General features: G+C 67.9%; 22 protein-coding genes. 17 read left to right on the top strand and 5 right to left on the bottom strand.

Features of this window, described 5'->3' with window-relative positions; genetic code table 11:
• Positions 1-55: 55 nt before the first annotated feature.
• Entirely contained in the window at positions 56-901 is an 846-nt protein-coding gene (locus tag EKM57_RS13765) for a CPBP family intramembrane glutamic endopeptidase (RefSeq protein WP_129793081.1), read from the top strand.
• A 95-nt stretch (positions 902-996) separates the two neighbouring features.
• Positions 997-1,425, top strand: coding sequence for a VOC family protein (locus tag EKM57_RS13760; protein WP_129793080.1), 429 nt, complete (start codon positions 997-999; stop codon positions 1,423-1,425).
• Between the two features lie 26 nt (positions 1,426-1,451).
• Here EKM57_RS13760 and EKM57_RS13755 read toward each other — a convergent pair whose 3' ends face one another.
• A complete protein-coding gene (locus EKM57_RS13755) occupies positions 1,452-2,303 on the bottom strand; it encodes a helix-turn-helix transcriptional regulator (protein ID WP_129793079.1) in 852 nt (283 codons plus the stop codon).
• 89 nt (positions 2,304-2,392) lie between these two features.
• Between EKM57_RS13755 and EKM57_RS13750 the strand changes: the two genes are divergently transcribed.
• Both EKM57_RS13750 and EKM57_RS13745 read left to right on the top strand, forming a co-directional pair.
• On the top strand, positions 2,393-2,839 hold the full coding sequence (locus EKM57_RS13750; protein ID WP_129793078.1) for a nuclear transport factor 2 family protein: 447 nt from the start codon (positions 2,393-2,395) through the stop codon (positions 2,837-2,839).
• A gap of 231 nt (positions 2,840-3,070) precedes the next feature.
• Positions 3,071-3,418, top strand: a complete 348-nt coding sequence (locus EKM57_RS13745; protein ID WP_129793077.1) for a hypothetical protein — start codon at positions 3,071-3,073, stop codon at positions 3,416-3,418.
• A 46-nt stretch (positions 3,419-3,464) separates the two neighbouring features.
• Here EKM57_RS13745 and EKM57_RS13740 read toward each other — a convergent pair whose 3' ends face one another.
• Positions 3,465-3,791 (bottom strand): DUF2200 domain-containing protein, encoded by a 327-nt coding sequence (locus EKM57_RS13740; protein ID WP_243451048.1) that lies wholly within the window; start codon positions 3,789-3,791, stop codon positions 3,465-3,467.
• 326 nt (positions 3,792-4,117) lie between these two features.
• On the opposite strand from EKM57_RS13740, the gene EKM57_RS13735 reads away from it, so the two are divergent.
• The gene (locus EKM57_RS13735) at positions 4,118-4,456 is read left to right on the top strand and encodes a hypothetical protein (protein WP_129793075.1); all 339 of its coding nucleotides are present in this window, start codon (positions 4,118-4,120) and stop codon (positions 4,454-4,456) included.
• A gap of 7 nt (positions 4,457-4,463) precedes the next feature.
• On the opposite strand, the gene EKM57_RS13730 is transcribed toward EKM57_RS13735, so the two are convergent.
• Both EKM57_RS13730 and EKM57_RS13725 read right to left on the bottom strand, forming a co-directional pair.
• On the bottom strand, positions 4,464-5,087 hold the full coding sequence (locus EKM57_RS13730; RefSeq protein ID WP_165357431.1) for a TetR/AcrR family transcriptional regulator: 624 nt from the start codon (positions 5,085-5,087) through the stop codon (positions 4,464-4,466).
• 237 nt (positions 5,088-5,324) lie between these two features.
• Entirely contained in the window at positions 5,325-5,900 is a 576-nt protein-coding gene (locus EKM57_RS13725; protein WP_243451047.1) for a TetR/AcrR family transcriptional regulator, read from the bottom strand.
• A 149-nt stretch (positions 5,901-6,049) separates the two neighbouring features.
• On the opposite strand from EKM57_RS13725, the gene EKM57_RS13720 reads away from it, so the two are divergent.
• Both EKM57_RS13720 and EKM57_RS13715 read left to right on the top strand, forming a co-directional pair.
• Positions 6,050-6,601 (top strand): DinB family protein, encoded by a 552-nt coding sequence (locus tag EKM57_RS13720; RefSeq protein WP_129793072.1) that lies wholly within the window; start codon positions 6,050-6,052, stop codon positions 6,599-6,601.
• A 59-nt stretch (positions 6,602-6,660) separates the two neighbouring features.
• Positions 6,661-7,056: a cupin domain-containing protein gene (locus EKM57_RS13715; RefSeq protein ID WP_129793071.1), complete on the top strand. Its 396-nt coding sequence runs from the start codon at positions 6,661-6,663 to the stop codon at positions 7,054-7,056.
• A 27-nt stretch (positions 7,057-7,083) separates the two neighbouring features.
• On the opposite strand, the gene EKM57_RS13710 is transcribed toward EKM57_RS13715, so the two are convergent.
• A complete protein-coding gene (locus EKM57_RS13710; protein ID WP_129793070.1) occupies positions 7,084-8,070 on the bottom strand; it encodes a DUF2268 domain-containing putative Zn-dependent protease in 987 nt (328 codons plus the stop codon).
• A 596-nt stretch (positions 8,071-8,666) separates the two neighbouring features.
• On the opposite strand from EKM57_RS13710, the gene ilvC reads away from it, so the two are divergent.
• From ilvC to katG, 10 genes are all read left to right on the top strand, one after another.
• Complete coding sequence (ilvC, locus tag EKM57_RS13705; RefSeq protein WP_129793069.1) at positions 8,667-9,680, top strand: ketol-acid reductoisomerase; 1,014 nt, start codon at positions 8,667-8,669, stop codon at positions 9,678-9,680.
• A gap of 16 nt (positions 9,681-9,696) precedes the next feature.
• On the top strand, positions 9,697-11,403 hold the full coding sequence (ilvG, locus tag EKM57_RS13700) for an acetolactate synthase 2 catalytic subunit (RefSeq protein ID WP_129793068.1): 1,707 nt from the start codon (positions 9,697-9,699) through the stop codon (positions 11,401-11,403).
• Positions 11,400-11,663 (top strand): ACT domain-containing protein, encoded by a 264-nt coding sequence (locus tag EKM57_RS13695; protein WP_129793067.1) that lies wholly within the window; start codon positions 11,400-11,402, stop codon positions 11,661-11,663. The genes ilvG and EKM57_RS13695 overlap by 4 nt, the downstream gene beginning before the upstream one ends.
• Positions 11,660-13,246, top strand: coding sequence for a 2-isopropylmalate synthase (locus EKM57_RS13690; protein ID WP_129793066.1), 1,587 nt, complete (start codon positions 11,660-11,662; stop codon positions 13,244-13,246). Before EKM57_RS13695 ends, EKM57_RS13690 begins: the two co-directional genes overlap by 4 nt.
• Before the next feature lie 13 nt (positions 13,247-13,259).
• Complete coding sequence (gene leuB / locus EKM57_RS13685; RefSeq protein WP_206185437.1) at positions 13,260-14,357, top strand: 3-isopropylmalate dehydrogenase; 1,098 nt, start codon at positions 13,260-13,262, stop codon at positions 14,355-14,357.
• Positions 14,354-15,790 carry a 3-isopropylmalate dehydratase large subunit gene (gene leuC / locus EKM57_RS13680; protein ID WP_129793065.1) on the top strand — a complete coding sequence of 479 codons (1,437 nt, stop codon included), beginning with the start codon at positions 14,354-14,356 and terminating at the stop codon, positions 15,788-15,790. The genes leuB and leuC overlap by 4 nt, the downstream gene beginning before the upstream one ends.
• On the top strand, positions 15,787-16,404 hold the full coding sequence (gene leuD / locus EKM57_RS13675) for a 3-isopropylmalate dehydratase small subunit (RefSeq protein ID WP_129793064.1): 618 nt from the start codon (positions 15,787-15,789) through the stop codon (positions 16,402-16,404). Before leuC ends, leuD begins: the two co-directional genes overlap by 4 nt.
• A gap of 47 nt (positions 16,405-16,451) precedes the next feature.
• Positions 16,452-20,996 (top strand): glutamate synthase large subunit, encoded by a 4,545-nt coding sequence (gltB, locus tag EKM57_RS13670; protein WP_129793218.1) that lies wholly within the window; start codon positions 16,452-16,454, stop codon positions 20,994-20,996.
• 11 nt (positions 20,997-21,007) lie between these two features.
• Complete coding sequence (locus tag EKM57_RS13665; protein WP_129793063.1) at positions 21,008-22,363, top strand: glutamate synthase subunit beta; 1,356 nt, start codon at positions 21,008-21,010, stop codon at positions 22,361-22,363.
• Positions 22,364-22,492: 129 nt separating this feature from the next.
• Positions 22,493-24,730, top strand: a complete 2,238-nt coding sequence (gene katG / locus EKM57_RS13660; RefSeq protein ID WP_129793062.1) for a catalase/peroxidase HPI — start codon at positions 22,493-22,495, stop codon at positions 24,728-24,730.
• The last annotated feature ends 36 nt before the right edge of the window (positions 24,731-24,766 follow it).

The raw sequence follows: 24,766 nt of genomic DNA, 5'->3' as shown, positions 1-24,766 counted from the left end.
TTCCCTGCTCGCCGATGTCGCTGATGCTGACCCGAGCACCCGAGGCGATGGAGGCGTGACCTTGCTTCAGCTCAAGGCTCTTGTCGGCGCTTCAGCGTGCGATGCCGAAGCTGACGGCACGAACCCGCTCCGCACCGTCCCGAACGCTCGGCGGTTTGGCTGGCCCGACGGCGCCATCATGGCGGCGCTTGTGCTGTTCGCCTGTCTGCCAATTGCCGCGGCAAGGCCGTTCATGGCGGCCGCGGGAGGGGTGGTTCTTCTCCTGTCTCTGTGGCGCGTGCGGAGCCTCGCCGCCCCGGCCGCGGCGCTTGCAGGCGGACTCTGCCTCTATGGCGGGGTGGTGCCGCAATGGTTCATCTGGCCGATCTACCTCCTGATACCTGTCATTGCCGCGATGGTTGCCGCCGGATCGGCGGGGTCCATAAGCAGCGTGCTGGCCGCCGCGCGTCTAGGGCGCCTCGGCGCCGCAGAGGCCGGCCTCATCCTCCTGATCGGGATCGTCTCGGCGGGCGCCTTGCTCGGTTGGGTGGTGGTGCTCGAGCCGGATCTGGCCCCGTTCCGCGCAATGATACCCGGCTGGTCGGTGCCGGCCCTGATCGGTGCCGGTCTGACTTTTTCCCTGGTGAATGCCGTTCTCGAAGAGTTCATCTGGCGTGGCGTTCTGCAGCGCTGGCTCATGTCCATCGCCTCGCCCGCGGTGGCCGTGGCGGGACAGGCGCTCTCCTTCGGTGCGGCGCATTACTTGGGATTTCCGGGGGGCTTCGCAGGGGCCGCGCTGGCGACGACCTATGGCGCCATGCTCGGCGCTCTGGCGCTCCGGTCCGGGGGACTGCTTGCACCGATCGTGGCGCACGTCGCCGCCGACGCCGTGATCTTCTCGTTGGTGATCCTCTACGCCTAGGGTCGGTCGCCATTGCAGCCCGGACTCGCACGCCCAGGAACCGACCGCGCGCCCAGCGGTTCGGCCGGCAGGATCAGCCTTGGCGGAGCCCACTCATGGAAACCCAATCATTGGAGCGCGGGCGGCTCATCGATCATATCCAGCTCGTCGTGGCGGACCTGGAGGCGAGCCGGCGTTTCTACGAAGCCGTGCTGAAGGTGCTCGGCATTCCGATCGGCGGGTCCGCAAAGGAGCATTTCTGGGCGGACGAGCTGTTCGTCTCCACCCGCGACAGCAAGGAGGCGCAAGGGGAGTTGACCGGGCGGCACCATATCGCCTTCCAGGCTCCCGATCGGGCGACCGTGGACGCGTTTTACAGGGCAGCGCTGGAAAATGGCGGCAGGGACAATGGCGCGCCGGGCGAGCGGCCCTACCATCCGGGCTATTATGCGGCGTTCGTGCTGGACCCCGACGGCAACAATATCGAGGCGGTCTATCATGGCGAGGCCAGGCGCTCGGCCGCAAGCGTGACGATCACGTTCTGAGCGGGGCCCGACGCCGTCTTCGGCTTCTAGCGGGGCATCGGATCGGAGCATCGGTCGAGCGATTGCATCGCGCGCGGCGTCGCCTCGTCGGCGGGCGGCAGCAGGAGGAGCAAGCCGTCGCCGCCGACGGGGCGAAGGCGCACGGAGGTGAAGCGGACCACGCCTCGTCCGGGAAGCTTCATGGCGATCTCGATCGTGTGGATCAGCGTGGTCACCTGACGGTCCCAGTGTCGGCGAAACACCTCGCTGCCGTCGCACAGATCGCGAATGAGATTGTCGAGGAACGGGTCCTGCAGCATGCGCCCATGCACCTGCCGCAATATCCCCACGGAGATTTCGGCGACCTTTTCATAGTCCACATATTTTTCGCGCCGGGCCGGGTCCATGAAGAGGCGCCAGAGATGGTTGCACGCGAACGGACCTTTGACCGCGTCGAACTCGAATATGAGATCGGCCAGGCGATTATACGCCATCACGTTCCAACTCGGATCCAGCAACAGTGCGGGGCCGGCCGTGAAGCCGTCGACGGCGCGCTGCAGCGCCTGGCCGGCGCCGTCCGGGTCGGGCGCATCGGCATCCGCGGGAAGGCCTGCCAAGGCGAAGAGATAGGCCTGGTCGCTCGGAGTCAGCCGCAGGGCGCGGGCGATGCGGCTCAAGGTGGGCGGCGACAGGCGAATGTCGCGCCCTTGCTCGAACCAGGTATACCAGGTGACGCCGACGCCGGCGAGGGCGGCGACCTCCTCGCGGCGCAAGCCCGGCGTTCGCCGCCGCGAACCGCCCGGCAGACCGGCGCTGGCGGGCGAAATCGCCGCGCGGCGCGCCATCAGGAACCGGCGGATCTCGTGGCGCCGAGCGATTTCTTCGGCGGAACCTTCCATATGCAGGTGCTCCCACTACCCGTATAATCGACTGACTTGTTCAGTTACCATCGGGGCGTAAATCTCCCTCCAGCCAGGGAGGCCCGGGCATGACGCTCACTGCGCAGGAGATTTCGGACCGGATCGAGATAGACCAGCTGCTGGCGCGCTACTGCTATGCCGTGGACGATCGCGACTGGGAGAGCTACCGGACCATCTTCACCGAGGACGCGATCATCGACGATGCGGTGACCGGCGGCATTCGCAGCGGCGTCGAGGAGCATATCGTCTATCTGAAGCGTGCGCTGAAGCGAATCCGTGTCTCGCAACATACGATCTCGACGATCCTCCTCGACCTGGAGGGGGATTCCGCCCGGGCCATGGTGCAGTGTATTTGTCCCATGGTGGTCGAGATGCCCGGGCGCGCGACGCAGACCATGCTGCTCGGCGTGCGATACCGGGACCGGCTGGTCCGCGACGGCGGCGCGTGGCGGATCAACGAGCTGGTCGAAGCGAATTTCTGGCATCTCAACGTGCCGCAGGGCTTCAGTTTCTAGAGGCCGGATGCGCGGATCCGGAATCGGGCATCCGTCGCCCGAAACCTGGTGTCGCATCGTTTCGAAGGGCAGAAGCCACTGAGCGATGCGAGCCGCGCTCCCGCAGCATAGCCGGGAGCATGGCTGCCCGTTCATTCCGCGCGATGCTCCGGTAGGCGGAGTTTCGACAGAACGGTGACTTCGCGCCAGAACATATGTAGAACACATTGCGGACTCGCAAACGAGACTTACATGACCTCATTCTATGTCCTCGACGAGAAGCGGCGCGTGGTCGGCGCGACTCAGGAGCAATGGGAGACGTTCCCGGAGGAGCGGATGCTGGTGGCCGAGACGCGCCTCCCGGCCGCGACCGTCATGACCTTCTTCGACGGCGCCGCGGAGGGACCGGACCGGCCGCCCCCTCTGTTCATGACGACGGCGCAGATCGAAAGAGGCTGGCGCAGGGAGGCGCGCTACGCCACCTGGGCAGAGGCCGAAGCGGGGCACGCGCGGATCGTGGCGAAATATCTGGAGCAGTCCGGATGGCTCGGGACGGTCTCCGGCACGCACCGAGCGCGTGAGGGTGCGGCGGCCGGCTGATGGGCCGCCCGATCATGCGATGGTCCGACCGCAGTCTGCAATCTTATCATTTCCGCAGGATCTTCTCCATCGTCCTGCCCTTGGCAAGTTCGTCGATCAGCTTGTCCAGGTAGCGGATTTCTCGCATGGTCGGCTCTTCGATCTCTTCGACCCGGACCCCGCAGACCACGCCCGTTATCAGCGACCGCGAAGGATTCATCCGGGGCGCCTGGGCAAAGAAATCCTCCATGCCGGTCTTCGCTTCCAGCTGAGCGTCCAGCCCTTCTTGCGTATATCCCGTCAGCCAACGAATGATCTCGTTGACTTCGGCTAGAGTTCGCCCTTTCTTCTCCGCCTTGGCGACATAGTGCGGATAGACGCTGGCGAAGCTCATCGAGTAGATTCGATGCTTGGTCATCGGGCCTCCGATTGATGATCCTTCATCCTTGATGCTGCAGCCCGGTGCTGCTGTCCACTCTCATACTCCGCCGGGGATAGCGACCATGTCGCGGCCCTTATATGCCGGCCGTCTCTGGCGCTGACAGTGCGCTCAACGCGCGCGGCAGCTCGACGAAAGTGGATTTGCGCCGCAAAACAGTCACTGACGACGCAATTCCTCACCGTCGGTCCGATATCGGCTGCGGCTATCGATCGTCGACGACGAACCCTGTACACCGGCTAGTGAATTGAGCGCAGCGCAGCGCGCGGCAAACATGCGGCATGACCGGCGCCGCTCTTCTCCGTTTCGCCAGGCTCGTGCCGGCGCTCGCCCTCCTTGCCGGCTTTCCGCTCGTTCATCCCCCGGCTTATGCGCGCGAGGCGACGGCCACCGCCGTCATCGACTGGGATTACCGGCCGCGGCCGCGCATGGCGGTCGACGGGATCCTGTGGCGCTGCGCCGAAGAAGACTGCACCGCCTCCATCGTCGATACCCCTGCCGCGGCGCAGCGCGCCTGCTCTCGGCTTGCGCGGCGGTACGGACGCGTGGTCCGGTTCGAGACTCCAGCCGGCGCGCTGTCCGAAGAGGCGCTCGCCCGATGCAACCGATCGCGCCGCTGAGGCGGGGTCAGGCGGCGGCGGACTGCTCCCGCGCGCTTCCCGGCGGGGCGATGCGTCTGGTCGACGCCGGTGTGCCGAGCAGGGCCCCGACCGACTCGGCTGCGGCCTCGGCATGTTCGGAGCGACGGTGGATGAGCGTCTGCACGATGGCGCCGTCGAGCAGGACCATCAGGACGCGCGCCAGCCGATCACTGTGAGCGTGTCTCTCCTCCTCCAGCATGGCGCGCATCCAGGCCTCGAACTCGGCCTTGTGCCGTCGCGCGGAGACCGAGGCGGGATGGCCTGGAAGATGGGCGAGTTCGCAGGCGGCACGAATGAAGCCGCAGCCCCGCCAGCCGCGATCATCGGCATTGAGGGCCAGCTTTCTCAGCATGCGCGCCATTCTTTCCCCGACGCTGCCGGTGGTGCCCGCCCAGTCCTGATAGCGTCTCAGCACCGGGCCGCGCCGCGCCTCCAGATAGGCACCCATCAGATCGTCCTTCGACCGGAAGTGGTAGTAGAGCGTCTTCTTGGTGACGCCGGCGCGTGCGGCGAGGCGATCCATGCTGATCGCGGCCAACCCCTCGGCATAGAAAAGGTCGTCCGCCGCGATCAGGATCCGCTCCCTCGTGAGGGGCGCACTGCTGGCCATGGTGGTCTCCTTGCGGCGAGGGTGATCCGACAGATGAACATCGGCGGGTGGACGTGTAAACACACCATGGAGTGTAGTAGGCTGGGGAGGCGATTTCCGGGCGGCGCTGACCGTCTCCATGAATCGGCTCATGGGAAGCGCATTCGATGATCGAAGGCTAGCGGAGAATCCCCGACGTTGCGGTCGCACGCGTTGCGGGACGGAACCGGTACACCGTCGCGGGGAATCGAGCGCGGGCTACACGGCGGGAAGGTCCGGTCGCAAATAGCCGAAGATCATCCTCGTGATCTCTTCGACAAATGCCGCTTGCTCGCCCTTACCCGCCTCCCGGCGCTGGATGACGAACTCATGCGTCAGCGTCTCCACCGTGGTCACGCAGATGAAGGTGGCGGTGTCGAGGTCCGCCACCGCGATCTCATCGCGACGCGCTTCCAGGTAGTTCCTGACCAGGGCGAAAGTCTCGCGCTCGATCGCCTCGATCTCGGCCAGCTGGCCCATGCGGGGGACCTGCTCGTCGAAGATGCGGTGCAGCACGGGATCAATCCGGTGGGCCTCGATCATCGCCCGAATGAGCTCGCGCAGCGCGCTTTCCAGGTCGAGCGTGGCCACTTCCTCCATCGCGTCCTGCAGCAGCTGGAGCATCTCGCGAGTGTGGCGCGCCACCAGGGCCGTCACGAGCGACTCCTTGTTGGGGAAATATTGATAGAGCGAACCGACGCTGACGCCGGCGAGGGCCGCGATCCGGTTGGTGCTGGCGCGGTCATAGCCCTCGCGCACCAGAATGCGAGCGGTCGCCTCCAGCAAGGCTTCCACCGTCGCCCTGGACCTTTCCTGGGACGCTGATTTCCGCGGGAGCATCGAGATAGAGCGAGCCATGAGCCGGATCCACCAATGCGAGTAGACAATGTGAGCGATAGCTCGCAGATTCTGGGCCGGCAGTCTCTCGACACGAAAGGCCCCACATGGCGACCTGTCCCTATCGCACGCTGATGCGCTACAAACGCTGGGCGACGAATGACCTCAATGCCGTCATTGCCGCGAACGTGGACCGCCTCGGCGAATCCGACCGGCTCCTGATCCGGCGCTTGCTCGACCATATCCAGACGGTGGACGAGATTTTCAGCCATGTCCTCGAAGGGCGCGAGCCCGTCCATGCCGCTCCCAGATCGGCCGAGCTTCCCGAGTTCGAGACCCTGGCCCGCAACGCCCGCACGACGGCGGCCTGGTATGCCGATTATGCCGATGCGCTCACCCCGGAACGCCGGGACGAGGCGATCGACTTCCGTTTCTCGAGCGGCGCGCCGGGGCGGATGACACGCGGCGAGATGCTCCTGCACGTCGCGATGCACGGCACCTATCATCGCGGCAATGTCGGCGTGCTCCTGCACAAGAACGGGGTCGAGCCCCCGCAGGACCGGATAACGGATTTCCTGGAGAGCGCGCATGCCGGCGCGGTGGCACCGGTGTCGAAGCCACCCCGGCCATGCACGCACGGCATCGCCCCCGCGCGCTGAGTCTGCCATTGAAATGCGACGCGGCCGACATCTGCCGCCCGGACGAAAGGAGCCTACCCATGCCCCAGCTCGCCACCCATCCTATCCATCTCGGCCTCGGCGCGACCGCCGTGGTCGAGCCGCCCCTGGGCGGCATGGAATGGTTCGCCGCTTATGGCGAGCGCCATGCCGGCGACGGCGCGGAAGGGCGGCTGGTGACGCAGTACAGCTTCTCGGAAAGCTGGACGACGTGGGAAGTCCATCCGAACGGCGCCGAGGTCGTCCTCTGCATCGCCGGCCGCGCGACCTTGATCCAGCAATTCCCCGGCGGGGAGGAGGCGCGGGTCACGCTCGGTCCTGGCGACTATGCTGTCAACCCGGCGGGCGTCTGGCACACCGCCGACGTCGAGCCGGGGGTGGAGGCGACCTGCATCTTCATCACCGCCGGGCAGGGGACCGATCATCGGCCGCGGTGACAAGGCCGGAATTCGGGAAGCCGCCGGCTACCGATCGAGCGTGATGCCGGGGCGCCAGCCGCTGGCGGCGAGGAAGGCGCGCGCGTCGCTCACCTGCAGGATGTCGCGCAGCGCGCGGTCCTTGTCTGCGGCGTTCTGGTAATAGGCCTTGGCGATCCGGTACCCGACCCAATAGCCGAGGTCGCCCGGCCGTTCGGGCGTGGTGTTGAACAGCCAGTCCGAGAGATCCTTCTTGTCCATGTCGGCGACGAAGGCGGTCTCGATCTCCAGCTCGCGTCCGGCCACCAGCGGCCGCAAATAGGCATAGCCGATGTCGCCGGTGAGGCGCTCGGTCACGAACTCGGCCGCGCCCTCCATGACCGAGGCCTCGAGCACCGTGAGGTCCTGGCCGTCGACCAGGGCCGGAACCTGCTGCACGTGAACATATTCGTGCGCGATCACGCGGACGAACAGATCCTCGATGTTCGGGTTGATGAAATCCGCGCCGCACAGCACTTCGAGCCCGATCTGCACGCCGGTCGCCGGGCTGCCGATCGCCATCGGCCGGCCGCGCCCGATGACCAATGTGACCGGCGGAAGGCGCGCCTCGGGATAGAGCCGGCGCAGCTCGGCGAGCGCGGCCGCCGCCCGCAGGCGCACGCGCGGCAGCATCGCCTCGCAGCGCCGGGCATCGGCGTAGAGAGCGGGGCGGGTCGCGATCGCCTCGGCGATCCGCTCGGCGGTCGTGTTGCGGGCGCGGATGAACACGCCGAGGCCTTCGGAGCCGCGGTCGAGATAGTCGCGCTGCAGCTGCTCGGCGCTCGGCCGTCCGCCGGTCGCATCATAAAGGTCGTAGAAGCGCCGGACGTCGTCTATCTCGATCACCGGGCCGTCAGGCGCGGGCGAGGCCGTCGGGGCGGAGGCGCGCAAGGCCGGGGCGGCGGCGCAGGCCGTCGCGGCGAGGGCCAAAGCCGCGCCCAATGCGGCCGCCCTTCCGATCCGCCGCCGCCCGGCGATTTCCGGCCTTCGTCCCATCTCCGCAGCCTCCCTGCCGTTTTCCGAAGCGGTTTTCAGGCAACCCCTTGCGCCGGTCAAGGAGAGCCAAGCCGACCCATGGCGCGGGCTCTACCGGGGCCGAGCGCGCTCGGCACGGTGGGCGTATCGTCATATCTGCGGCGCCTCGTGTCGTCCGCCCCGGGCGCAGGGCCATGCCGGCGAGGTGGCCGTGCAGCCGCACGGCGGGCTGTTCGCGTGCTTTTCCAGCCGCTTGCGCCGTGTCGTCAATTTGTTAACCCCGTTGCCCCAGAAGGGGATCGTGACTTTTTTGCACTGCGGCAAATGAGGACTTGCGTTCCGGCCGCCGGCGTATATCCTTGGTGACCGAAGCGGTTCGCCGCGATTTTTCTGGATGGGACGGTTGTGCTGCTGACGAATGTGATCAGCTTCGAGAACACCGAGACGGCAGCGCAGCGCGCCGCCGCGACCCTCCTTATTACGCTCGTACTTATTAGCGCCCCACCGGGAGCGGTGCCCGGCTCTGGCTGAAGGTCGAGATTAGAAAGACCCGAAACAGAACCCCCCGCTCCCACCCGGAGCGGGGGGTTTTTCTTTTTGTCCAAAGGAGAACCCCAGTGGAAAGAATCTATACCGACGCCGATGCCGACCGATCCGCCCTCGACGGGGGCACGGTCGCGATCCTCGGCTATGGCAGCCAGGGCCGCGCCCATGCCCGCAACCTGAGGGACAGCGGCTTCCGGGTCGTCGTCGGCGCCCGGCCGGGCGGCGGCGCCGAGCGCCGCGCCAAGGCGGACGGGTTCCGCACCCGCACGCCGGCCGACGCCGCGCGGGAGGCCGAATTGGTCGCCCTGCTGACCCCCGACATGAGCCATCGTTCGGTCTATGCCGAGGCGATCGCCCCCAATCTCGCCGCCGGCGCGACCCTGCTCGTCGCCCACGGCTTTTCAGTCCATTATGGCGAGGTCAATCCGCGCCCGGACATCGATGTCATCCTCGTCGCGCCCAAGGGGCCGGGCGACCTGGTCCGCCGCGAATATGAGATCGGCCGCGGCGTGCCCTGCCTGTTCGCCGTCCAGCAGGACAAGAGCGGCAAGGCCCGCGACCGGGCGCTCGCTTATGCCAGCGGGATCGGCGGGACAAAGGGCGGCGCGCTCGAGACCAGCTTCGCCGAGGAGACCGAGACCGACCTGTTCGGCGAGCAGGCCGTTTTGTGCGGCGGCGTCAGCGAGCTGATCGTCGCCGGCTACTCCACCCTGGTCGAGGAGGGCTACAAGCCCGAGGTCGCCTATTTCGAGTGCCTGCACGAGCTCAAGCTGATCGTCGACCTGCTCTACGAGGGCGGGCTCGCCAAGATGCACGAATTCGTGTCCGAAACCGCCAAATATGGCGACTTCGTCTCGGGATCGCGGGTGATCAACAGCGAGACGCGCGAGCGGATGCGCGAAGTGCTGCGCGACATCCGCACCGGCAAGTTCGCGCGCGACTGGATCGCCGAGAACGAGGCCGGAAAGCCCAATTACGACGCGATGCTGAAGGCCGACCTGGACGAGCCGATCGAGAAGGTCGGCGCGCGGCTGCGGCGCAACATGGCCTGGCTGCAGTCGCGGCCGGAATCCGAAGCGGCCTGAGCGAAGGAAACCGGACATGCACGCCCTCGCATCCAGCCTCGAATCCCTCCCGCACCAGGCCGAGCCGGTCAGCGGCGCCCGCCTGGTCGTAGAGGCGCTGGAGCGCGAGGGCGTGCGTCACGTCTTCGGCTATCCCGGCGGCGCGATCATGCCGGTTTATGACGCCCTGCCCGGATCCAGCCTGATGCACATCCTGGTCCGGCACGAGCAGGCGGCGGCACTCGCCGCCGACGCCTACGGCCGGCTGACCGGAAAGCCGGGCGTGTGCCTCGCCACGTCGGGGCCGGGCGCCACCAACCTGGTCACCGGAATCGCCAACGCCTTCATGGACAGCGTGCCTTTGGTCGCGATCACAGGCCAGGTCGCGGCGCCCCTGATGGGTACCGACGCCTTCCAGGAAGTCGACATCTTCGGGATCACGCTGCCGATCGTGAAGCACAGCTACCTGATCCGCCGCACCGAGGACATTCCCCTGGTGTTCGCCGAAGCCTTCGCGCTGGCCCAGTCCGGGCGGCCGGGCCCGGTGCTGATCGACCTGCCCAAGGATGTCGGGCAGCGGAAGATCCAGATCGATTCCAACTTCCCGCCCCCGGTCGTCGCCGGCGCCGCCGATCCGGATCCGCGCGCCATCGCCCGGGCCAACCGCCTGATCGCCGAGTCGCAAAGGCCGGTCCTCTATTTCGGCGGCGGGATCGCCATCGCGCGGGCCGAGCGGGCGCTGCGCGACTTCGCGGCGCGCACCTCCATCCCCTCGGTCGCCACGCTGAAGGGGCTGGGCGGGGTTCCGACCGACGATGCGAACTTCCTGGGCATGCTCGGCATGCACGGCACCAAGGCGGCGAATACGGCGATCGACGGGTGCGACCTCTTGATCTGCGTCGGCGCCCGCTTCGACGACCGCGCCACCGGCAAGCTCGACACGTTCGCGCCCAACGCCCGGGTGATCCATATCGACGGCGACGCCGCCGAGATCGGCAAGCTGCGCCGGCCCGATATCGCCTTGCCGGGCGACGTCGGCGCGATCCTCGACCGGCTGACCGCCGCCCCGGCCGACATCGGCGAGTGGCGCGCGCTCAACGCCGAGCGCAAGGCCCTGTGGCAGGCACGCTACGACGCGCCGGGGACGGGCATCTACGCGCCGGCCCTGCTCAAGCAATTGTCCGAGGCCGCGGGCGACGACCTCGTCATCACCTGCGACGTCGGCCAGCACCAGATGTGGGTGGCCCAGCATTGCCGCTTCACCCGCCCGCAGGCGCATCTGACCAGCGCCGGGCTCGGGACGATGGGCTACGGCCTGCCGGCCGGGATCGGCGCCCTGCTCGCCGAGCCGGATTCCACCGTCGTGACGGTGAGCGGCGACGGATCGATCATGATGAACATCCACGAGCTGGCGACGATCCGGCGCTACCGGCTGCCGCTCAAGATCGTGCTGCTCGACAACAGCGCGCTCGGCATGGTCCGCCAGTGGCAGGAACTGTTCTTCGACGGCAATTTCTCGGAAGTCGACCTGTACGACAATCCGGACTTCGCCGAAGTCGCCCGGGCCTTCGGAATCGAGGCCTTCACGATCGACCGGCGCGAGGAAGTGCCCGCCGCGATCGCGCGGCTGCTCGCCACCGAAGGGCCGATCCTGTGCCACGTGCGGATCGATCCCAGGGAGAATGTGTGGCCGCTCGTGCCGCCCAACAGCTCGAACATGCAAATGATGGAGAAGAAGCCATGACCGAACGTCTCGTCGTCGATTTCGCACCCGCGGAAGGCGTGGTCCTTCGGCTTCTCGGCCTCGTCGAACGGCGCGGGTTCCGGGTGAGCGGAATCGGCATGTCAGAGCGGCCGTGCGGCAAGCAGGCCAGCCTGGCGCTCGACCTGGTCGCCCGCGACGGCGGTCGCAGCGTCGACGTGCTCGGCCTCCAGTTGCGCCGGCTGCACGGCGTCCAGGGCGTCACCTTCGCGCCGCCGCACGTACAGGAGCAGGCGGCATGAGCGCGGACCGAGTACGAATTTTCGACACGACGCTGCGCGACGGCGAGCAGGCGCCCGGCTTCTCGATGGCCGAGGAGGGCAAGATGCGGGTGGCGCGCGCGCTCGCCGCGCTGAAGGTCGACGTGATCGAGGCCGGCTTCGCCGCCGCCTCGCCCGGCGACGCGCGCGCGGTCGAGGCGATCTCCCGCAGCATCGAGGGGCCGGTGATCTGCTCGCTCGCCCGCGCCGTGCGCGGCGACATCGATGCCGCCGCGGCCGCGCTCGCGGCGGCGCCGCGCAAGCGGATCCACGTCTTCTTGGGCACCAGCCCGATCCATCGCGAGTCCAAGCTTCACATGAGCCGCGAGCAGGTGCTGGAGGCGATCGGCACCCAGGTAGCTTATGCGCGCGACCTGGCCGAGGACGTCGAATTCTCCGCCGAGGATGCGATCCGCACCGAGCGGGACTATCTGGTCGAATGCCTGTCGGCGGCGGCGGCGAGCGGCGCGACGACGCTGAACGTCCCCGACACGGTGGGCTACACGACTCCGGACGAGATTTACGACCTGTTCCGGCACCTGACCGAGCATGTCGACCGTGCGGCCGACGTGATCTTCTCGGCCCACTGCCACGACGATCTCGGCATGGCGGTCGCCAACTCGCTCGCCGCGGTGCGGGCCGGCGCCCGGCAGGTGGAATGCGCGGTCAACGGCATCGGCGAGCGGGCCGGAAATTGCGCGCTCGAGGACGTCGTCATGGCGCTGAAGACCCGCGCCGACCATTTCGGCGTGTCGACCGACGTGGACACGACCAAGATCATGGCGGCGAGCCGTGCGCTCGCGCAGGTCACCAGCGTCCAGCCGCCGCGCAACAAGTCGATCGTCGGGGCGAATGCCTTCGCCCACGAAGCCGGCATCCACCAGCACGGCATGCTGCAGAATCGCGAGACCTACGAGATCATGCGGCCCGAGGATATCGGCCTCGCCAGCGACGGCATCGTGCTCGGCAAGCATAGCGGCCGCCATGCGCTGGCGGTCCGCGCCCGCGAGCTCGGCTTCCACCTGGAGGGCGAGAAGCTCGACGCGGCGTTCCGTGCCTTCAAGGCGCTGGCCGACGAGGTCGGGATCATCGATTCGGCGCGGCTGCTCGCTCTGCTGTCGAGCGTCGAGAGCGGCCGCGACGCGCGGCCCTGGACCTTGTCGCGGGTCGAGATCAGGGCGCCGGCCGCGAGCAAGTCGTGGCCGGTCGCCAGGGTCGAGCTGGAGCATGGCGATCGCGGGCGGGTCGCCGACATCGCCTCGGCGCCCGGCGCGCTCGACGCGGCGATCGCCGCGGTCAGCCAGATCATGGGCGTGCCGGGACGCGTCGAGGGGCTGGAGCTGCAATATGTCGCCGCCGATCCCGACGAGCCGGCCGGGGACGGGCAGGGTGCGACCGTGCTCGTCGAGATCAGCATCTCGGTCGACGGCGAGAGCTTCGCCGGCCGCGCCCGCGCCCGCGACGTCCTGCCGGGATGCGTTGCCGCTTATATCGACGCCGCCGGCAATGCCGCCGCGGTCCGCGAGATTCGGGCCGAGCGCACCCAGCCGGCGCAGGCGGCCTGAGGAGGAGGAAATCATGCTCAGGATCGTCATCCTGCCTGGAGACGGGATCGGCCCGGAGATCGTCGAGCAGGCGCGCGCCTGCCTCGTCATGCTCTCCGAGCAATGCGACCTGCGCCTCGAATTCGAGGAACGGGACTTCGGCGGAATCGCCATCGACCGGCACGGCACGCCGCTTCCGGACGAGACGCTGGAGGCGTGCCGCAGCGCCGACGCCGTCCTGCTCGGCGCCGTCGGCGGCCCGAAATGGGACGGGGCGGCCGAGCGGCCGGAGGCGGGCCTGCTCAAGCTTCGCGCCGGGCTCGGCCTGTTCGCCAACCTGCGTCCGGCGCGGGTGCTTCGCGGCCTGAGGCACCTGTCGCCGCTCAAGGACGAGGTGGCCGACGGCGCCGACATATTGGTCGTGCGCGAGCTGACCGGCGGCGCCTATTTCGGCGAGAAGAGCTATAGCGATGACTTCGCGTCCGACACCTCGGTCTATACGAGGGCGGAGATCGAGCGGATCGCGCACGTCGCTTTCGCCGCGGCGCGCCGGCGCAAGAAGAAGGTGACGTCGGTCGACAAGGCGAACGTGCTCGCCACCTCGAAGCTCTGGCGGCTGGTGGTGAACGAGGTCGCGCGCGGCTATCCCGACGTGGCCCTGGACCATCTGTACGTCGACGCCGCCGCGATGGCGCTGGTGACCTCGCCGCGCCGCTTCGACGTCATCCTGACCGAGAATCTGTTCGGCGACATATTGTCGGACGAACTGGCGGTGATCGGCGGGTCGATCGGGACTTTGCCGTCGGCCAGCCTCGGCGCCGGCGGACCGGCCCTGTTCGAACCGATCCACGGATCGGCGCCCGACATTGCCGGGCTCGACATCGCCAATCCGGCCGGGACGATCTCCGCCGCGGCGATAATGCTGGGCCATCTCGGCCATAGCGACATGGAAAGCCTCCTCGTCGACGCCGTCGAGAATACGTTGGTCGACGGTTGCCGCACCGCGGATCTGGGGGGCAGCGACACCTGCTCCGAGTTCGGCGCGGAGACGCGCCAGCGGCTGAAGGAAGGGATCAGTGCGCGCGAGGCGCATCTGGAGCTGATCGCGATGAACCGGGGATGCTGCGGATGAACGCCGGGCCCAAGACCCTGTACGAGAAGATCTGGGATGCCCATGTCGTGGAGCGCCGCGGCGACGGCACCTGCCTGATCTATATCGACCGCCACCTCGTCCACGAGGTGACCTCCCCCCAGGCCTTTGACGGCCTGCGGGCCAAGGGGCGCCGCGTGCGCCGGCCGGACCTCACTCTGGCCGTCCCGGACCACAACGTTCCGACGACGCGGCGGGTGACCGACAATGGCCGGCGCGAGCCGGTCTCCGACCCGCGCAGCGCCGAGCAGCTCGCCGCGCTCGAGGCCAATGTGCGGGAGTTCGAGGTACCCTACATATCGGACGTCGCCGCCGAGCAGGGCATCGTCCATGTCGTCGGGCCCGAGCAGGGCTTCACCCTTCCGGGCACCACCCTGGTCTGCGGCGACAGCCATACGGCGGCGCACGGCGCGCTGGGCGCGCTCGCCTTCGGCATCGGCACGAGCGAGGTCGAGCATGTGCTCGCTACCCAGACCCTGCTGCTGAAGCCGTCGCGGACGATGGAGGTCCGGGTCGAGGGCAAGCTGCCGTTCGGCGTGTCGGCCAAGGACCTGATCCTGACGATCATCGGCCGGATCGGGACCGCCGGCGGCAACGGCCATGTCATCGAATATCGCGGCAGCACCTTCCGGGAGATGAGCATCGAGGGGCGGCTGACGGTCGCCAACATGTCGATCGAGGCGGGCGCCCGCTCCGGCCTGTTCGCGCCCGACGAGACGACCTTCGCCTATCTGAAGGGGCGCCCGATGGCGCCGGCCGGCGACGACTGGCAACGCATGGTCGACTGGTGGCGGACGCTCCACAGCGACGAGGGCGCGGCCTTCGATCGCAGCGTCCGCTTCGACGCGGCGGACGTGGCGCCGAGCGTCACCTGGGGCACCAGCCCGGAGGATGTCGTCGCGGTGACCGGACGGGTGCCCGATCCGGACAGCTTCGCCGATCCGGCCAAGCGCAATGCCGCACGCAAGTCGCTGGAATATATGGGCCTCGAGGCCGGCACGGCGATGGCCGACGTCACCGTCGAGCATGTCTTCATCGGCAGCTGCACCAACAGCCGGATCGAGGACCTGCGCGCGGCGGCGCAAGTGGTGCGCGCACGCAAGGTCGATCCCCGGATCAAGCAGGCGCTCGTCGTCCCGGGATCGGGCCTGGTCAAGCGCCAGGCGGAGAAGGAAGGGCTGGACCGGATCTTCATCGAAGCGGGCTTCCAGTGGCGCGAGCCCGGCTGCTCCATGTGCCTGGCGATGAATCCGGACAAGGTGCCGGCGGGCGAGCGCTGCGCCTCCACTTCCAACCGCAACTTCGTCGGCCGCCAGGGCCCGGGCGCGCGCACCCACCTGGTCTCGCCGGCCATGGCGGCGGCGGCGGCGGTGACCGGCCGCCTCGCCGACGTCAGGGAGCTCGTTTCGCCATGACCGGAGTGACCCGCGTCGAGGGACGGGCGATCCCGCTCGGCCTGTCCAACGTCGACACCGACCTCATCATCCCGGCCGCGCATTTGAAGACCGTGTCGCGCGAAGGGCTCGGGAGGCACGCCTTCGAAGCGCTCAGGGCGGTTCCGGGCAACGTCTTCGACGATCCCCGCTTCGAGGGCGCGCCGATCCTGATCGCCGGGGACAATTTCGGCTGCGGCTCGAGCCGCGAGCATGCCGCCTGGGCGCTGACCGACATGGGAATCCAGGCCGTCGTCGCTTCGGGATTTTCCGACATCTTCGCGAGCAACGCCTTCAAGAACGGCATCGTCGCCGTCGAGATTCCCCAGCCCGGGATCGATCGGCTGCTTGCCATATCGGCCGAGCACGCCATCTCTATCGATGTAGAGGCGATGTCGGTCGTGGCGGCCGGCGAATATTTCCCCTTCACGCTCGACCCCTTTCGGCGGGAATGCCTGCTCAGGGGCCTCGACGAGATCGGAGTCACGCTGGAGAGCGAGGCGGCGATCGCCGACTATGAGAAGAGCGCGCCTCTGCTCGGCTGGAAGATGGCGAAGCCCTCGGCCGAGCGCCGGCTCGCCTTGAGGTTCGGCTGAAGGCGGGAAATGTGATGAACGACCCGAACGGAGAGACGGAAGAGATGATGGCGCCGCCCCCCGCCCAAGGCCTGTATGATCCCCGCAACGAGCGGGACAGCTGCGGCATGGGGTTCGTCGCCGACGTCAAGGGCCGGCCGTCCAATGCGATCATCGCCCAAGGGCTCGAGATACTGGTCAACCTCGACCATCGCGGCGGCGTCGGCGCCGATCCGCAGATGGGCGACGGCGCCGGCTGCCTGATCCAGATCCCCGACGGCCTGTTTCGCGACTGGGCCGAGCGGTCCCGGCTCAATCTGCCGCCACGCGGCGAATATGCGGTGGCGATGTGCTTCCTGCCGCGCGACGAAGCGAGCCGCGAAGCCGCGATCGAGCGGTTCGAGCGGTTCATCCGGATCGAGGGGCAGGTGCTGGTCGGCTGGCGCGACGTTCCGGTCGATACGAGGGGGATAGGCGAGTCGGTGCTGGCGACCATGCCGGTGATCCGCCAGGCGGTGGTCGCGCGCGGGCCGAACGTCCGCGACCAGGACGCGTTCGAGCGCAAGCTCCTGGCGATCCGCAAGCAGACCCAGAATCCGCTCGTCGACCTGGCGGCCAAGCGCAACCTGCCGGGCCTCGCCGAATTCTACATGCCGTCTTTCTCGAGCCGCACCGTCGTCTACAAGGGGATGCTGCTCGCCCATCAGGTGGGCGAATATTATACCGACCTGAAGAACCCGCTCACCGAATCCGCGCTGGCGATGGTGCACCAGCGCTTTTCGACCAACACCTTCCCGTCCTGGCGGCTGGCGCATCCCTATCGGTTCATCGCCCATAATGGCGAGATCAACACGGTGCGCGGCAACGTGAACTGGATGAACGCGCGGCGGCGCACGCTCGAATCGCCCCTGATCGGCGCCGACCTCGACAAGATGTGGCCGATCATCCCGCACGGCCAGTCGGACACGGCCTGCCTCGACAATGCGCTCGAGCTGCTGCTCGCCGGCGGCTATTCGCTGGCCCATGCGGTGATGCTGCTCATTCCCGAGGCGTGGGCCGGGCATGCGAAGATGGAGCCCAAGCGGCGCGCCTTCTACGAATATCACGCCGCCTTGATGGAGCCGTGGGACGGGCCCGCCGCCATCGCCTTCACCGACGGTCGCCAGATCGGCGCCACGCTCGACCGCAACGGCCTCAGGCCCGCGCGATTCCTGGTCACCGACGACGATCTGGTCGTCATGGCCTCGGAATCCGGCGTGCTTCCGATTCCCGAGGAGAAGATCGTCCGCAAGTGGCGGCTCCAGCCGGGCAAGATGCTCCTCATCGACCTGGAGGAGGGGCGGATCGTCGAGGACGAGGAAGTGAAGGCCATGCTCGCCGGCGCCGCGCCTTATGGCGAGTGGCTCGAGGAGACGCAGTTCGACCTCAAGGAGCTTCCGAAGGGCGTGGAGGCACCCAAGCATACCGATCCCGAAGCGCTCGGCATGCTACAGCGAATCTTCGGCTACACCCAGGAGGATCTGAAATATTTCCTCGCGCCGATGGCGGGCCAGGCCGACGATCCGGTGGGATCGATGGGAACGGACACGCCGCTCGCCGTCCTGTCGGAACGGCCGCGCCTGCTCTACGACTATCTCAAGCAGAATTTCGCGCAGGTCACCAACCCGCCGATCGACCCGATCCGCGAGAGCCTGGTCATGTCGCTGGTGACGATGATCGGGCCGCGGCCGAACCTGCTCGGCCACCAGGCCGGCACGCACAAGCGGCTCGAAGCCTCGCAGCCGATCCTCACCAACGAGGATCTGGAGAAGATAAGGTCGATCGAGGAGACGCTCGACGGCGCCTTCCGCACCACCACGCTCGACGCGACCTGGCCGAAGGGCGGCGACGCCCAGTCGCTGGAGGCGGCGCTGCAGCGGCTGTGCTGGGAGGCGACCGAGGCGGTGCTCGCCGACATCAACGTGCTCATCCTGTCCGACCGAGCCGCCGGGCCGGACCGGATCCCGATCCCGGCCGCGCTGGCGACCGGGGCGGTGCACCATCACCTCATCCGCCAGGGCCTGAGGATGCAGACCGGGCTGGTCGTCGAGACCGGGGAGGCGCGGGAGGTCCACCATTTCTGCGTGCTCGCCGGCTATGGCGCGGAGGCGGTCAACCCGTGGCTCGCCTTCGACACGATTTCGGCGCTGACCGGCTCGCCCGAGGCGCGGGCCAACTACATCAAGGCGGTCGGCAAGGGCATTTTGAAGGTGATGTCCAAGATGGGCATCTCCACCTACCAGAGCTATTGCGGCGCACAGATCTTCGACGCGATCGGGCTGGGGCAGGAGCTGATCGATCGCTATTTCGCCGGCACCGCGACGACGATCGGCGGAATCGGCCTTCCCGAGCTCGCCGAGGAGACGGCGCGGCGCCACCGCTTCGCCTTCGCCGAAGCGGAGGAGGAGGGGCTCGACCTCGGCGGCATCTACGCGCAGCGGATCGGCGGCGAGGCGCACGCCTGGACGTATGACAGCGTCGCCAACCTCCAGCATGCGGTGCGCGGGGCGTTGCCCGACAAATATCGCGCCTTCGCCGCCGAGCTGAACGAGCAGAGCCGGCGCCTGCTCACCGTCCGCGGCCTGCTCGACTTCGCGCCGTCGGGACCGCCGGTGCCGATCGAGGAGGTCGAGCCGGCGAACGAGATCGTCAGGCGCTTCACCACCGGCGCGATGAGCTTCGGCTCGATCAGCCGGGAGGCGCATACGACCCTCGCGGTGGCGATGAACCGGATCGGCGGCCGATCGAACACGGGCGAGGGCGGCGAGGAGACCGACCGCTTCGTGCCGATGGACAATGGCGATTCGATGCGATCGGCGATCAAGCAGGTCGCTTCCGGCCGTTTCGGGGTCACCGCCGAATATCTGGTCAATGCCGACGAGCTCCAGATCAAGATCGCTCAGGGCGCCAAGCCCGGCGAGGGCGGCCAGCTTCCGGGCCACAAGGTCGACCGGCACATCGCCGCGGTGCGCCATTCGACGCCCGGGGTCGGCCTGATCTCGCCGCCGCCGCACCACGACATCTATTCGATCGAGGATCTGGCGCAGCTCATCCACGACCTGAGGAGCGTCAATCCGGCCTCGCGGATCTCGGTGAAGCTGGTCTCAGAGGTCGGCGTCGGCACCGTCGCTGCGGGCGTCGCCAAGTGCATGGCCGACCATGTCACCATCGCCGGATATGAAGGCGGAACGGGCGCCTCGCCCTTGACCTCGCTCACCCATGCCGGCTTGCCCTGGGAGATCGGTCTTGCCGAGACCCAGCAGACTTTGGTCCTGAACGGGCTTCGCGAGCGGATCTGCGTCCAGGCCGACGGCGGGCTTCGCACCGGACGCGACGTCGCGGTCGCGGCGATGCTGGGGGCCGACGAATATGGGTTCGCCACCGCGCCCCTGATCGCCGCCGGCTGCATCATGATGCGCAAGTGCCACCTCAACACCTGCCCGGTCGGAATCGCCACGCAGGACCCGGTGCTGCGCGCACGCTTCACCGGCGCGCCCGAGCATGTGATCAACTATTTCTTCTTCGTCGCCGAAGAGGTGCGCGAGATATTGGCGAGCCTCGGCCTCAGGCGGATGGAGGAGCTGATCGGCCGCACCGACCTGCTCGCACCGCGGGACGCGGGCGAGCATTGGAAGGCCAAAGGCGTCGACCTTTCCCGCCTGCTCGCGAGTCCGCCGACCCGCGGCCTTCGGCGCCACGCCGCGCCGGTGCGCCGCGAAGCCGGATCGCCGGTCGACCGGCAACTGATCGAGGCGCTGGACGGGCCGATGCCGGCCCGGATCGAGGCCAGGGTCAACAATGTGATGCGCGCGGTCGGCGCGTCCGTGTCCGGCGAGATCGCGCGGCGGCGCGGCCATTCCGGCCTTCCGGAAGGCAGCCTCGAGGCGGTGGTGACCGGTACTGCGGGGCAGAGCTTCGGCGCCTTCCTCGCCCGCGGCGTGTCGCTCGAACTGATCGGCGACGCCAACGACTATGTCGGCAAGGGGCTGTGCGGCGGGCGCCTGGTCGTCCGGCCGCCGGAAGGGGCGCCGCGCGAGGCGGCGGCGAACATCGTCGTCGGCAATACCTGCCTCTACGGCGCGACCGAAGGCGAGGCTTATTTCTCCGGGGTCGCCGGCGAACGCTTCGCCGTCCGTAACTCCGGCGCGTACGCCGTCGTCGAGGGGACGGGGGACCATGGCTGCGAATATATGACCGGCGGCCTGGTCGTCGTGCTGGGCCAAGTGGGGCGCAACTTCGCTGCCGGAATGTCGGGCGGGATCGCTTATGTCTACGACCCAGACGGCCAGCTGAAAATCCTGTGCAATCCGGCGAGCATCGAGCTCGAGTCGGTGCGGGCGGGCCGTCCAGCCTCGGGTTTCGACCGGGCCGATCCGATGGCCGATCCGCTGCACCACGATGCCGAGCGGCTGCGCCACTTCGTCGAGCGCCACTTCGAGCTGACCGGCAGCGGCCGCGCCCGGTCGCTGCTCGACGACTGGAATGCAGCCGTCGGCCGGTTCGTGAAGGTGGTTCCCACCGATTATCGCCGCGCGCTCACCGAAATCGAGGCGGCCGCCGTCGCGGCCGAATGAGAGTATAGAAGATGGTCAATCCGACAGGCTTCCTGGAAATCGAGCGGCGCGACCGGCCCTACCGGCCGGTTCGCGAGCGGCTGAAGACCTGGAACGAATTCGTCGAGCCGCTGCCGGTGCCCGAGGTGCGCCGCCAGGCGGAGCGCTGCATGGATTGCGGCATTCCCTTCTGTCACAACGGCTGCCCGGTCAACAATCTGATCCCGGACTGGAACGACCTGGTCTCGCGCGACCAGTGGCGGGCCGCGCTGGACCGGCTGCACCGGACCAACAATTTCCCGGAATTTACCGGACGGGTCTGTCCCGCTCCCTGCGAGGCGGCCTGCACGCTGAACCTCGACGACGATCCCGTGACGATCAAGACGGTGGAATGCGAGATCGTCGACCGCGGCTGGCGCGAAGGTTGGATCGTGCCGCAATGCGCACCGCGCGGCACCGGCAAGAGGATCGCCGTGGTCGGCTCCGGGCCGGCGGGCCTGGCCTGCGCGCAGCAGCTGGCGCGGATGGGCCATGCCCCGACCGTGTTCGAGAAATCGGACCGGGTCGGCGGCCTGCTCCGCTACGGCATTCCCGATTTCAAGATGGACAAGAGCCTGATCGACCGCCGCATCGCGCAGATGGAGGTCGAAGGCGTGATCTTCCGCACCGGGCTCGAGGTCGGGCGCACCGTTCCGGTCGAGCGGATCATGGACGATTATCACGTCCTCGTCCTTGCCGGGGGCGCCGAGCAGCCCCGCGACCTGACGGTGCCCGGACGCGAGCTCGACGGCGTGCACTTCGCGATGGATTATCTGGTCCAGCAGAACCGTCGCGTCGCGGGCCTGCCGGACCAGAGCGAGCCGATCTCGGCCACCGGAAAGCATGTCGTCGTGATCGGCGGCGGCGACACCGGATCCGACTGCATCGGTACGGCCAACCGCCAGGGGGCTGCCTCCGTCACCCAGCTCGAAATCCTGCCGCAGCCGCCACTCAAGGAGAATAAGGGCCTGAGCTGGCCCTATTGGCCGATGAAGCTGCGCTCCTCCTCGTCGCAGGAGGAAGGCAGCAGCCGCGAATTTTCGATCGTCAGCCGGCGATTCGTCGGCGAGGATCGCGTGACGGCGCTCGAATGCGAACGCGACGGCGAGAAGTTCGAGATCAAGGCCGACCTGGTGCTCCTCGCCATGGGCTTCACCGGGGCGCCGCCGGGCGGGGTGGTCGACAAGGCCGGTGCCGCGATCGAGCGGACCGGCGGTTATGCCACCAGCCGCGAAGCCGTCTTCGCCTGCGGCGACATGCGGCGCGGCCAATCGCTCGTCGTGTGGGCAATTCGCGAGGGGCGGGAGTGCGCCGATGCGGTAGACGCCTTCCTGCGCGAGCAGGGGTGAGCGCGCCCCGGCTTATTGATCGATTTTCCAGTTCTCACTGTCCAACTTTAGTCGTTTCTGTCCCTGCGGCGCCCCGCATAGCCTTGCAAATGCGGGGATGGCAGAAACAGACGCAAGGAGAGGCGAGACATGGACGCAAAGACGAGCGGCAGCCCGCTGAGTGATCCTGCGAAGGAGCCGGCGGCCCTGCGGGCGCTGTTGGGGCGGACCAATCGCGACTGGTGGCCGAACCAGCTGTCGCTGGAAATCCTCCATCAGCATGGCCTTCATGGCAATCCGATGGGCGACGACTTCGATTATGCGAAGGCGTTCCAATCGCTCGACTATCATGCGGTCAAGCGCGACCTCCATGCGCTGATGACCGACAGCCAACCCTGGTGGCCGGCCGATTATGGCCATTACGGCCCCTTCTTCATCCGCATGGCCTGGCACAGCGCCGGCACCTATCGAACCGGCGACGGGCGCGGCGGCGCTTCCTCGGGCTCGCAGCGTTTCGCGCCGCTGAACAGCTGGCCCGACAACGCCAATCTCGACAAGGCGCGCCGCCTGCTCTGGCCGGTGAAGCAGAAATATGGCCGTAAGCTCAGCTGGGCGGACCTGATGATCCTGGCCGGGAATGTCGCCATCGAATCCATGGGCGGGCCGGTCTTCGGCTTCGGCGGCGGCCGGGAGGACGTGTTCGAGCCGGAGAAGGATATCTTCTGGGGCACCGAGGAGGAATGGCTCGGCACGACCCGGATCGACGAGGAATCGGGCCGAGCGCTCGAAAATCCGCTCGCGGCGATCCAGATGGGTCTCATCTACGTCAATCCGGAAGGTCCCGGCGGCAATCCCGATCCGCTGAAGTCGGCTCGCGACATTCGCGAGACCTTCTCCCGAATGGCGATGAACGACGAGGAGACGGTCGCGCTGACCGCCGGCGGGCACACGTTCGGCAAGTGCCACGGCGCGGGAGACGCCTCGAAGGTGGGTGCCGAGCCGGAGGGCTCGGACATTGCCCAGCAGGGGCTCGGCTGGACCTGCACCCACGGCTGCGGCATGGCCGACGACACGATCACGAGCGGCCTCGAAGGCGCCTGGACTCCGACTCCGATCCAGTGGTCGATGAACTATTTCCGGATGCTGCTGGAATATGAATACGACCTGGTGAAGAGCCCGGCCGGCGCCTGGCAGTGGCAGCCGAGGGATCCGAGGCCCGAGGATCTGGCGCCCGGCGCGCACAGCCCGGACCGTCGGGTTCCGACGATGATGACGACCGCCGACATGGCGTTCAAGATGGACCCGAAATATCGGGAGATTTCAGAGCGCTTCTATCGGAATCCGGACCAGTTCGCCGATGCCTTCGCACGGGCCTGGTTCAAGCTCACCCATCGCGACATGGGGCCCAAGGTCCGTTACCTCGGCCCGGAAGTGCCGGAGGAAGATCTGATCTGGCAGGATCCGGTGCCGCCGGTAGACCATCCGCTGGTCGACCAGGCCGACATCGCCGATCTCAAGCGCAGGATCCTCGACTCGGGTTTGTCAGTGTCCGATCTGGTCAAAACGGCCTGGGCCTCGGCCTCGACCTTCCGCGGCTCCGACAAGCGCGGAGGCGCCAACGGCGCGCGCATCCGCCTTGCGCCGCAAAAAGATTGGGAGGTGAACGAGCCCGCCAATCTCGCGCGCGTCCTGTCGGTCTACGAGCGCATCAAGTCGGATTTCGACGCCTCCGCACCCGGGGGCAAGAAGGTCAGCCTCGCCGACCTCATCGTGCTCGGCGGCTCGGCGGCCGTGGAAAAGGCAGCCAGGGACGGAGGACATGACGTCGCCGTGCCGTTCGCGCCCGGACGCACCGACGCCACGCAGGAGCAGACCGATGCCGAGAGCTTCGAGCCGCTCGAGCCCAAGGCCGAGGGTTTCCGAAACTACCTTTCGGTCCGGTTCAGCGTACCGACCGAGGAGATGCTGATCGACCGCTCGCAGCTCCTGGGCCTCAGCGCGCCGGAAATGACCGTACTGGTAGGCGGCCTTCGCGTGCTCGGCGCCAATCATGGCGGGTCGAATCACGGCATGCTCACCGACCGGCCGGGCCAGCTCACCAACGACTTCTTCGTCAACCTGCTCGACATGGGCACGGCCTGGAGGGAAGTGGACGACCGCGGCGACGAGGTCTTCGTCGGCACGTGCCGGAGGACCGACGAGGAGAAGTGGACGGCGACCCGCACGGACCTGGTCTTCGGGTCGAATGCGCAGCTCAGGGCGCTGTCCGAAGTCTATGCGGCCGCGGACGCGCACCGCAAGTTCGTCGACGACTTCGTCGCGGCCTGGACCAAGGTGATGAACGCCGACCGGTTCGACCTTGCCCGGCCTCAGCTCGCGGCTGCCTGAGGCCCGAGAGCGACAAGGCCACATCGCCCGCCTGGT

It is taken from the genome of Sphingosinicella sp. CPCC 101087, assembly GCF_004151485.1.
Classification (GTDB): Bacteria; Pseudomonadota; Alphaproteobacteria; order Sphingomonadales; family Sphingomonadaceae; genus Allosphingosinicella.
The sequence above is the reverse complement of the archived record's forward strand: the minus strand, read 5'-3'. Positions and strand labels throughout refer to the sequence as shown.

What these genes read in the sequence shown, in the direction of transcription:
- EKM57_RS13750 (WP_129793078.1), top strand. Translation starts at nt 2,393, where the DNA reads ATGACGCTCACTGCGCAGGAGATTTCGGACCGGATCGAGATAGACCAG.
- leuB (WP_206185437.1), top strand. Translation starts at nt 13,260, where the DNA reads ATGCTCAGGATCGTCATCCTGCCTGGAGACGGGATCGGCCCGGAGATC.
- EKM57_RS13695 (WP_129793067.1), top strand. Translation starts at nt 11,400, where the DNA reads ATGACCGAACGTCTCGTCGTCGATTTCGCACCCGCGGAAGGCGTGGTC.
- EKM57_RS13735 (WP_129793075.1), top strand. Translation starts at nt 4,118, where the DNA reads ATGACCGGCGCCGCTCTTCTCCGTTTCGCCAGGCTCGTGCCGGCGCTC.
- ilvG (WP_129793068.1), top strand. Translation starts at nt 9,697, where the DNA reads ATGCACGCCCTCGCATCCAGCCTCGAATCCCTCCCGCACCAGGCCGAG.
- EKM57_RS13665 (WP_129793063.1), top strand. Translation starts at nt 21,008, where the DNA reads ATGGTCAATCCGACAGGCTTCCTGGAAATCGAGCGGCGCGACCGGCCC.
- EKM57_RS13730 (WP_165357431.1), bottom strand. Translation starts at nt 5,087, where the DNA reads ATGGCCAGCAGTGCGCCCCTCACGAGGGAGCGGATCCTGATCGCGGCG.
- leuD (WP_129793064.1), top strand. Translation starts at nt 15,787, where the DNA reads ATGACCGGAGTGACCCGCGTCGAGGGACGGGCGATCCCGCTCGGCCTG.
- EKM57_RS13740 (WP_243451048.1), bottom strand. Translation starts at nt 3,791, where the DNA reads ATGAGCTTCGCCAGCGTCTATCCGCACTATGTCGCCAAGGCGGAGAAG.
- EKM57_RS13745 (WP_129793077.1), top strand. Translation starts at nt 3,071, where the DNA reads ATGACCTCATTCTATGTCCTCGACGAGAAGCGGCGCGTGGTCGGCGCG.
- katG (WP_129793062.1), top strand. Translation starts at nt 22,493, where the DNA reads ATGGACGCAAAGACGAGCGGCAGCCCGCTGAGTGATCCTGCGAAGGAG.
- leuC (WP_129793065.1), top strand. Translation starts at nt 14,354, where the DNA reads ATGAACGCCGGGCCCAAGACCCTGTACGAGAAGATCTGGGATGCCCAT.
- EKM57_RS13690 (WP_129793066.1), top strand. Translation starts at nt 11,660, where the DNA reads ATGAGCGCGGACCGAGTACGAATTTTCGACACGACGCTGCGCGACGGC.
- EKM57_RS13710 (WP_129793070.1), bottom strand. Translation starts at nt 8,070, where the DNA reads ATGGGACGAAGGCCGGAAATCGCCGGGCGGCGGCGGATCGGAAGGGCG.
- EKM57_RS13760 (WP_129793080.1), top strand. Translation starts at nt 997, where the DNA reads ATGGAAACCCAATCATTGGAGCGCGGGCGGCTCATCGATCATATCCAG.
- EKM57_RS13755 (WP_129793079.1), bottom strand. Translation starts at nt 2,303, where the DNA reads ATGGAAGGTTCCGCCGAAGAAATCGCTCGGCGCCACGAGATCCGCCGG.
- EKM57_RS13720 (WP_129793072.1), top strand. Translation starts at nt 6,050, where the DNA reads ATGGCGACCTGTCCCTATCGCACGCTGATGCGCTACAAACGCTGGGCG.
- gltB (WP_129793218.1), top strand. Translation starts at nt 16,452, where the DNA reads ATGGCGCCGCCCCCCGCCCAAGGCCTGTATGATCCCCGCAACGAGCGG.
- EKM57_RS13715 (WP_129793071.1), top strand. Translation starts at nt 6,661, where the DNA reads ATGCCCCAGCTCGCCACCCATCCTATCCATCTCGGCCTCGGCGCGACC.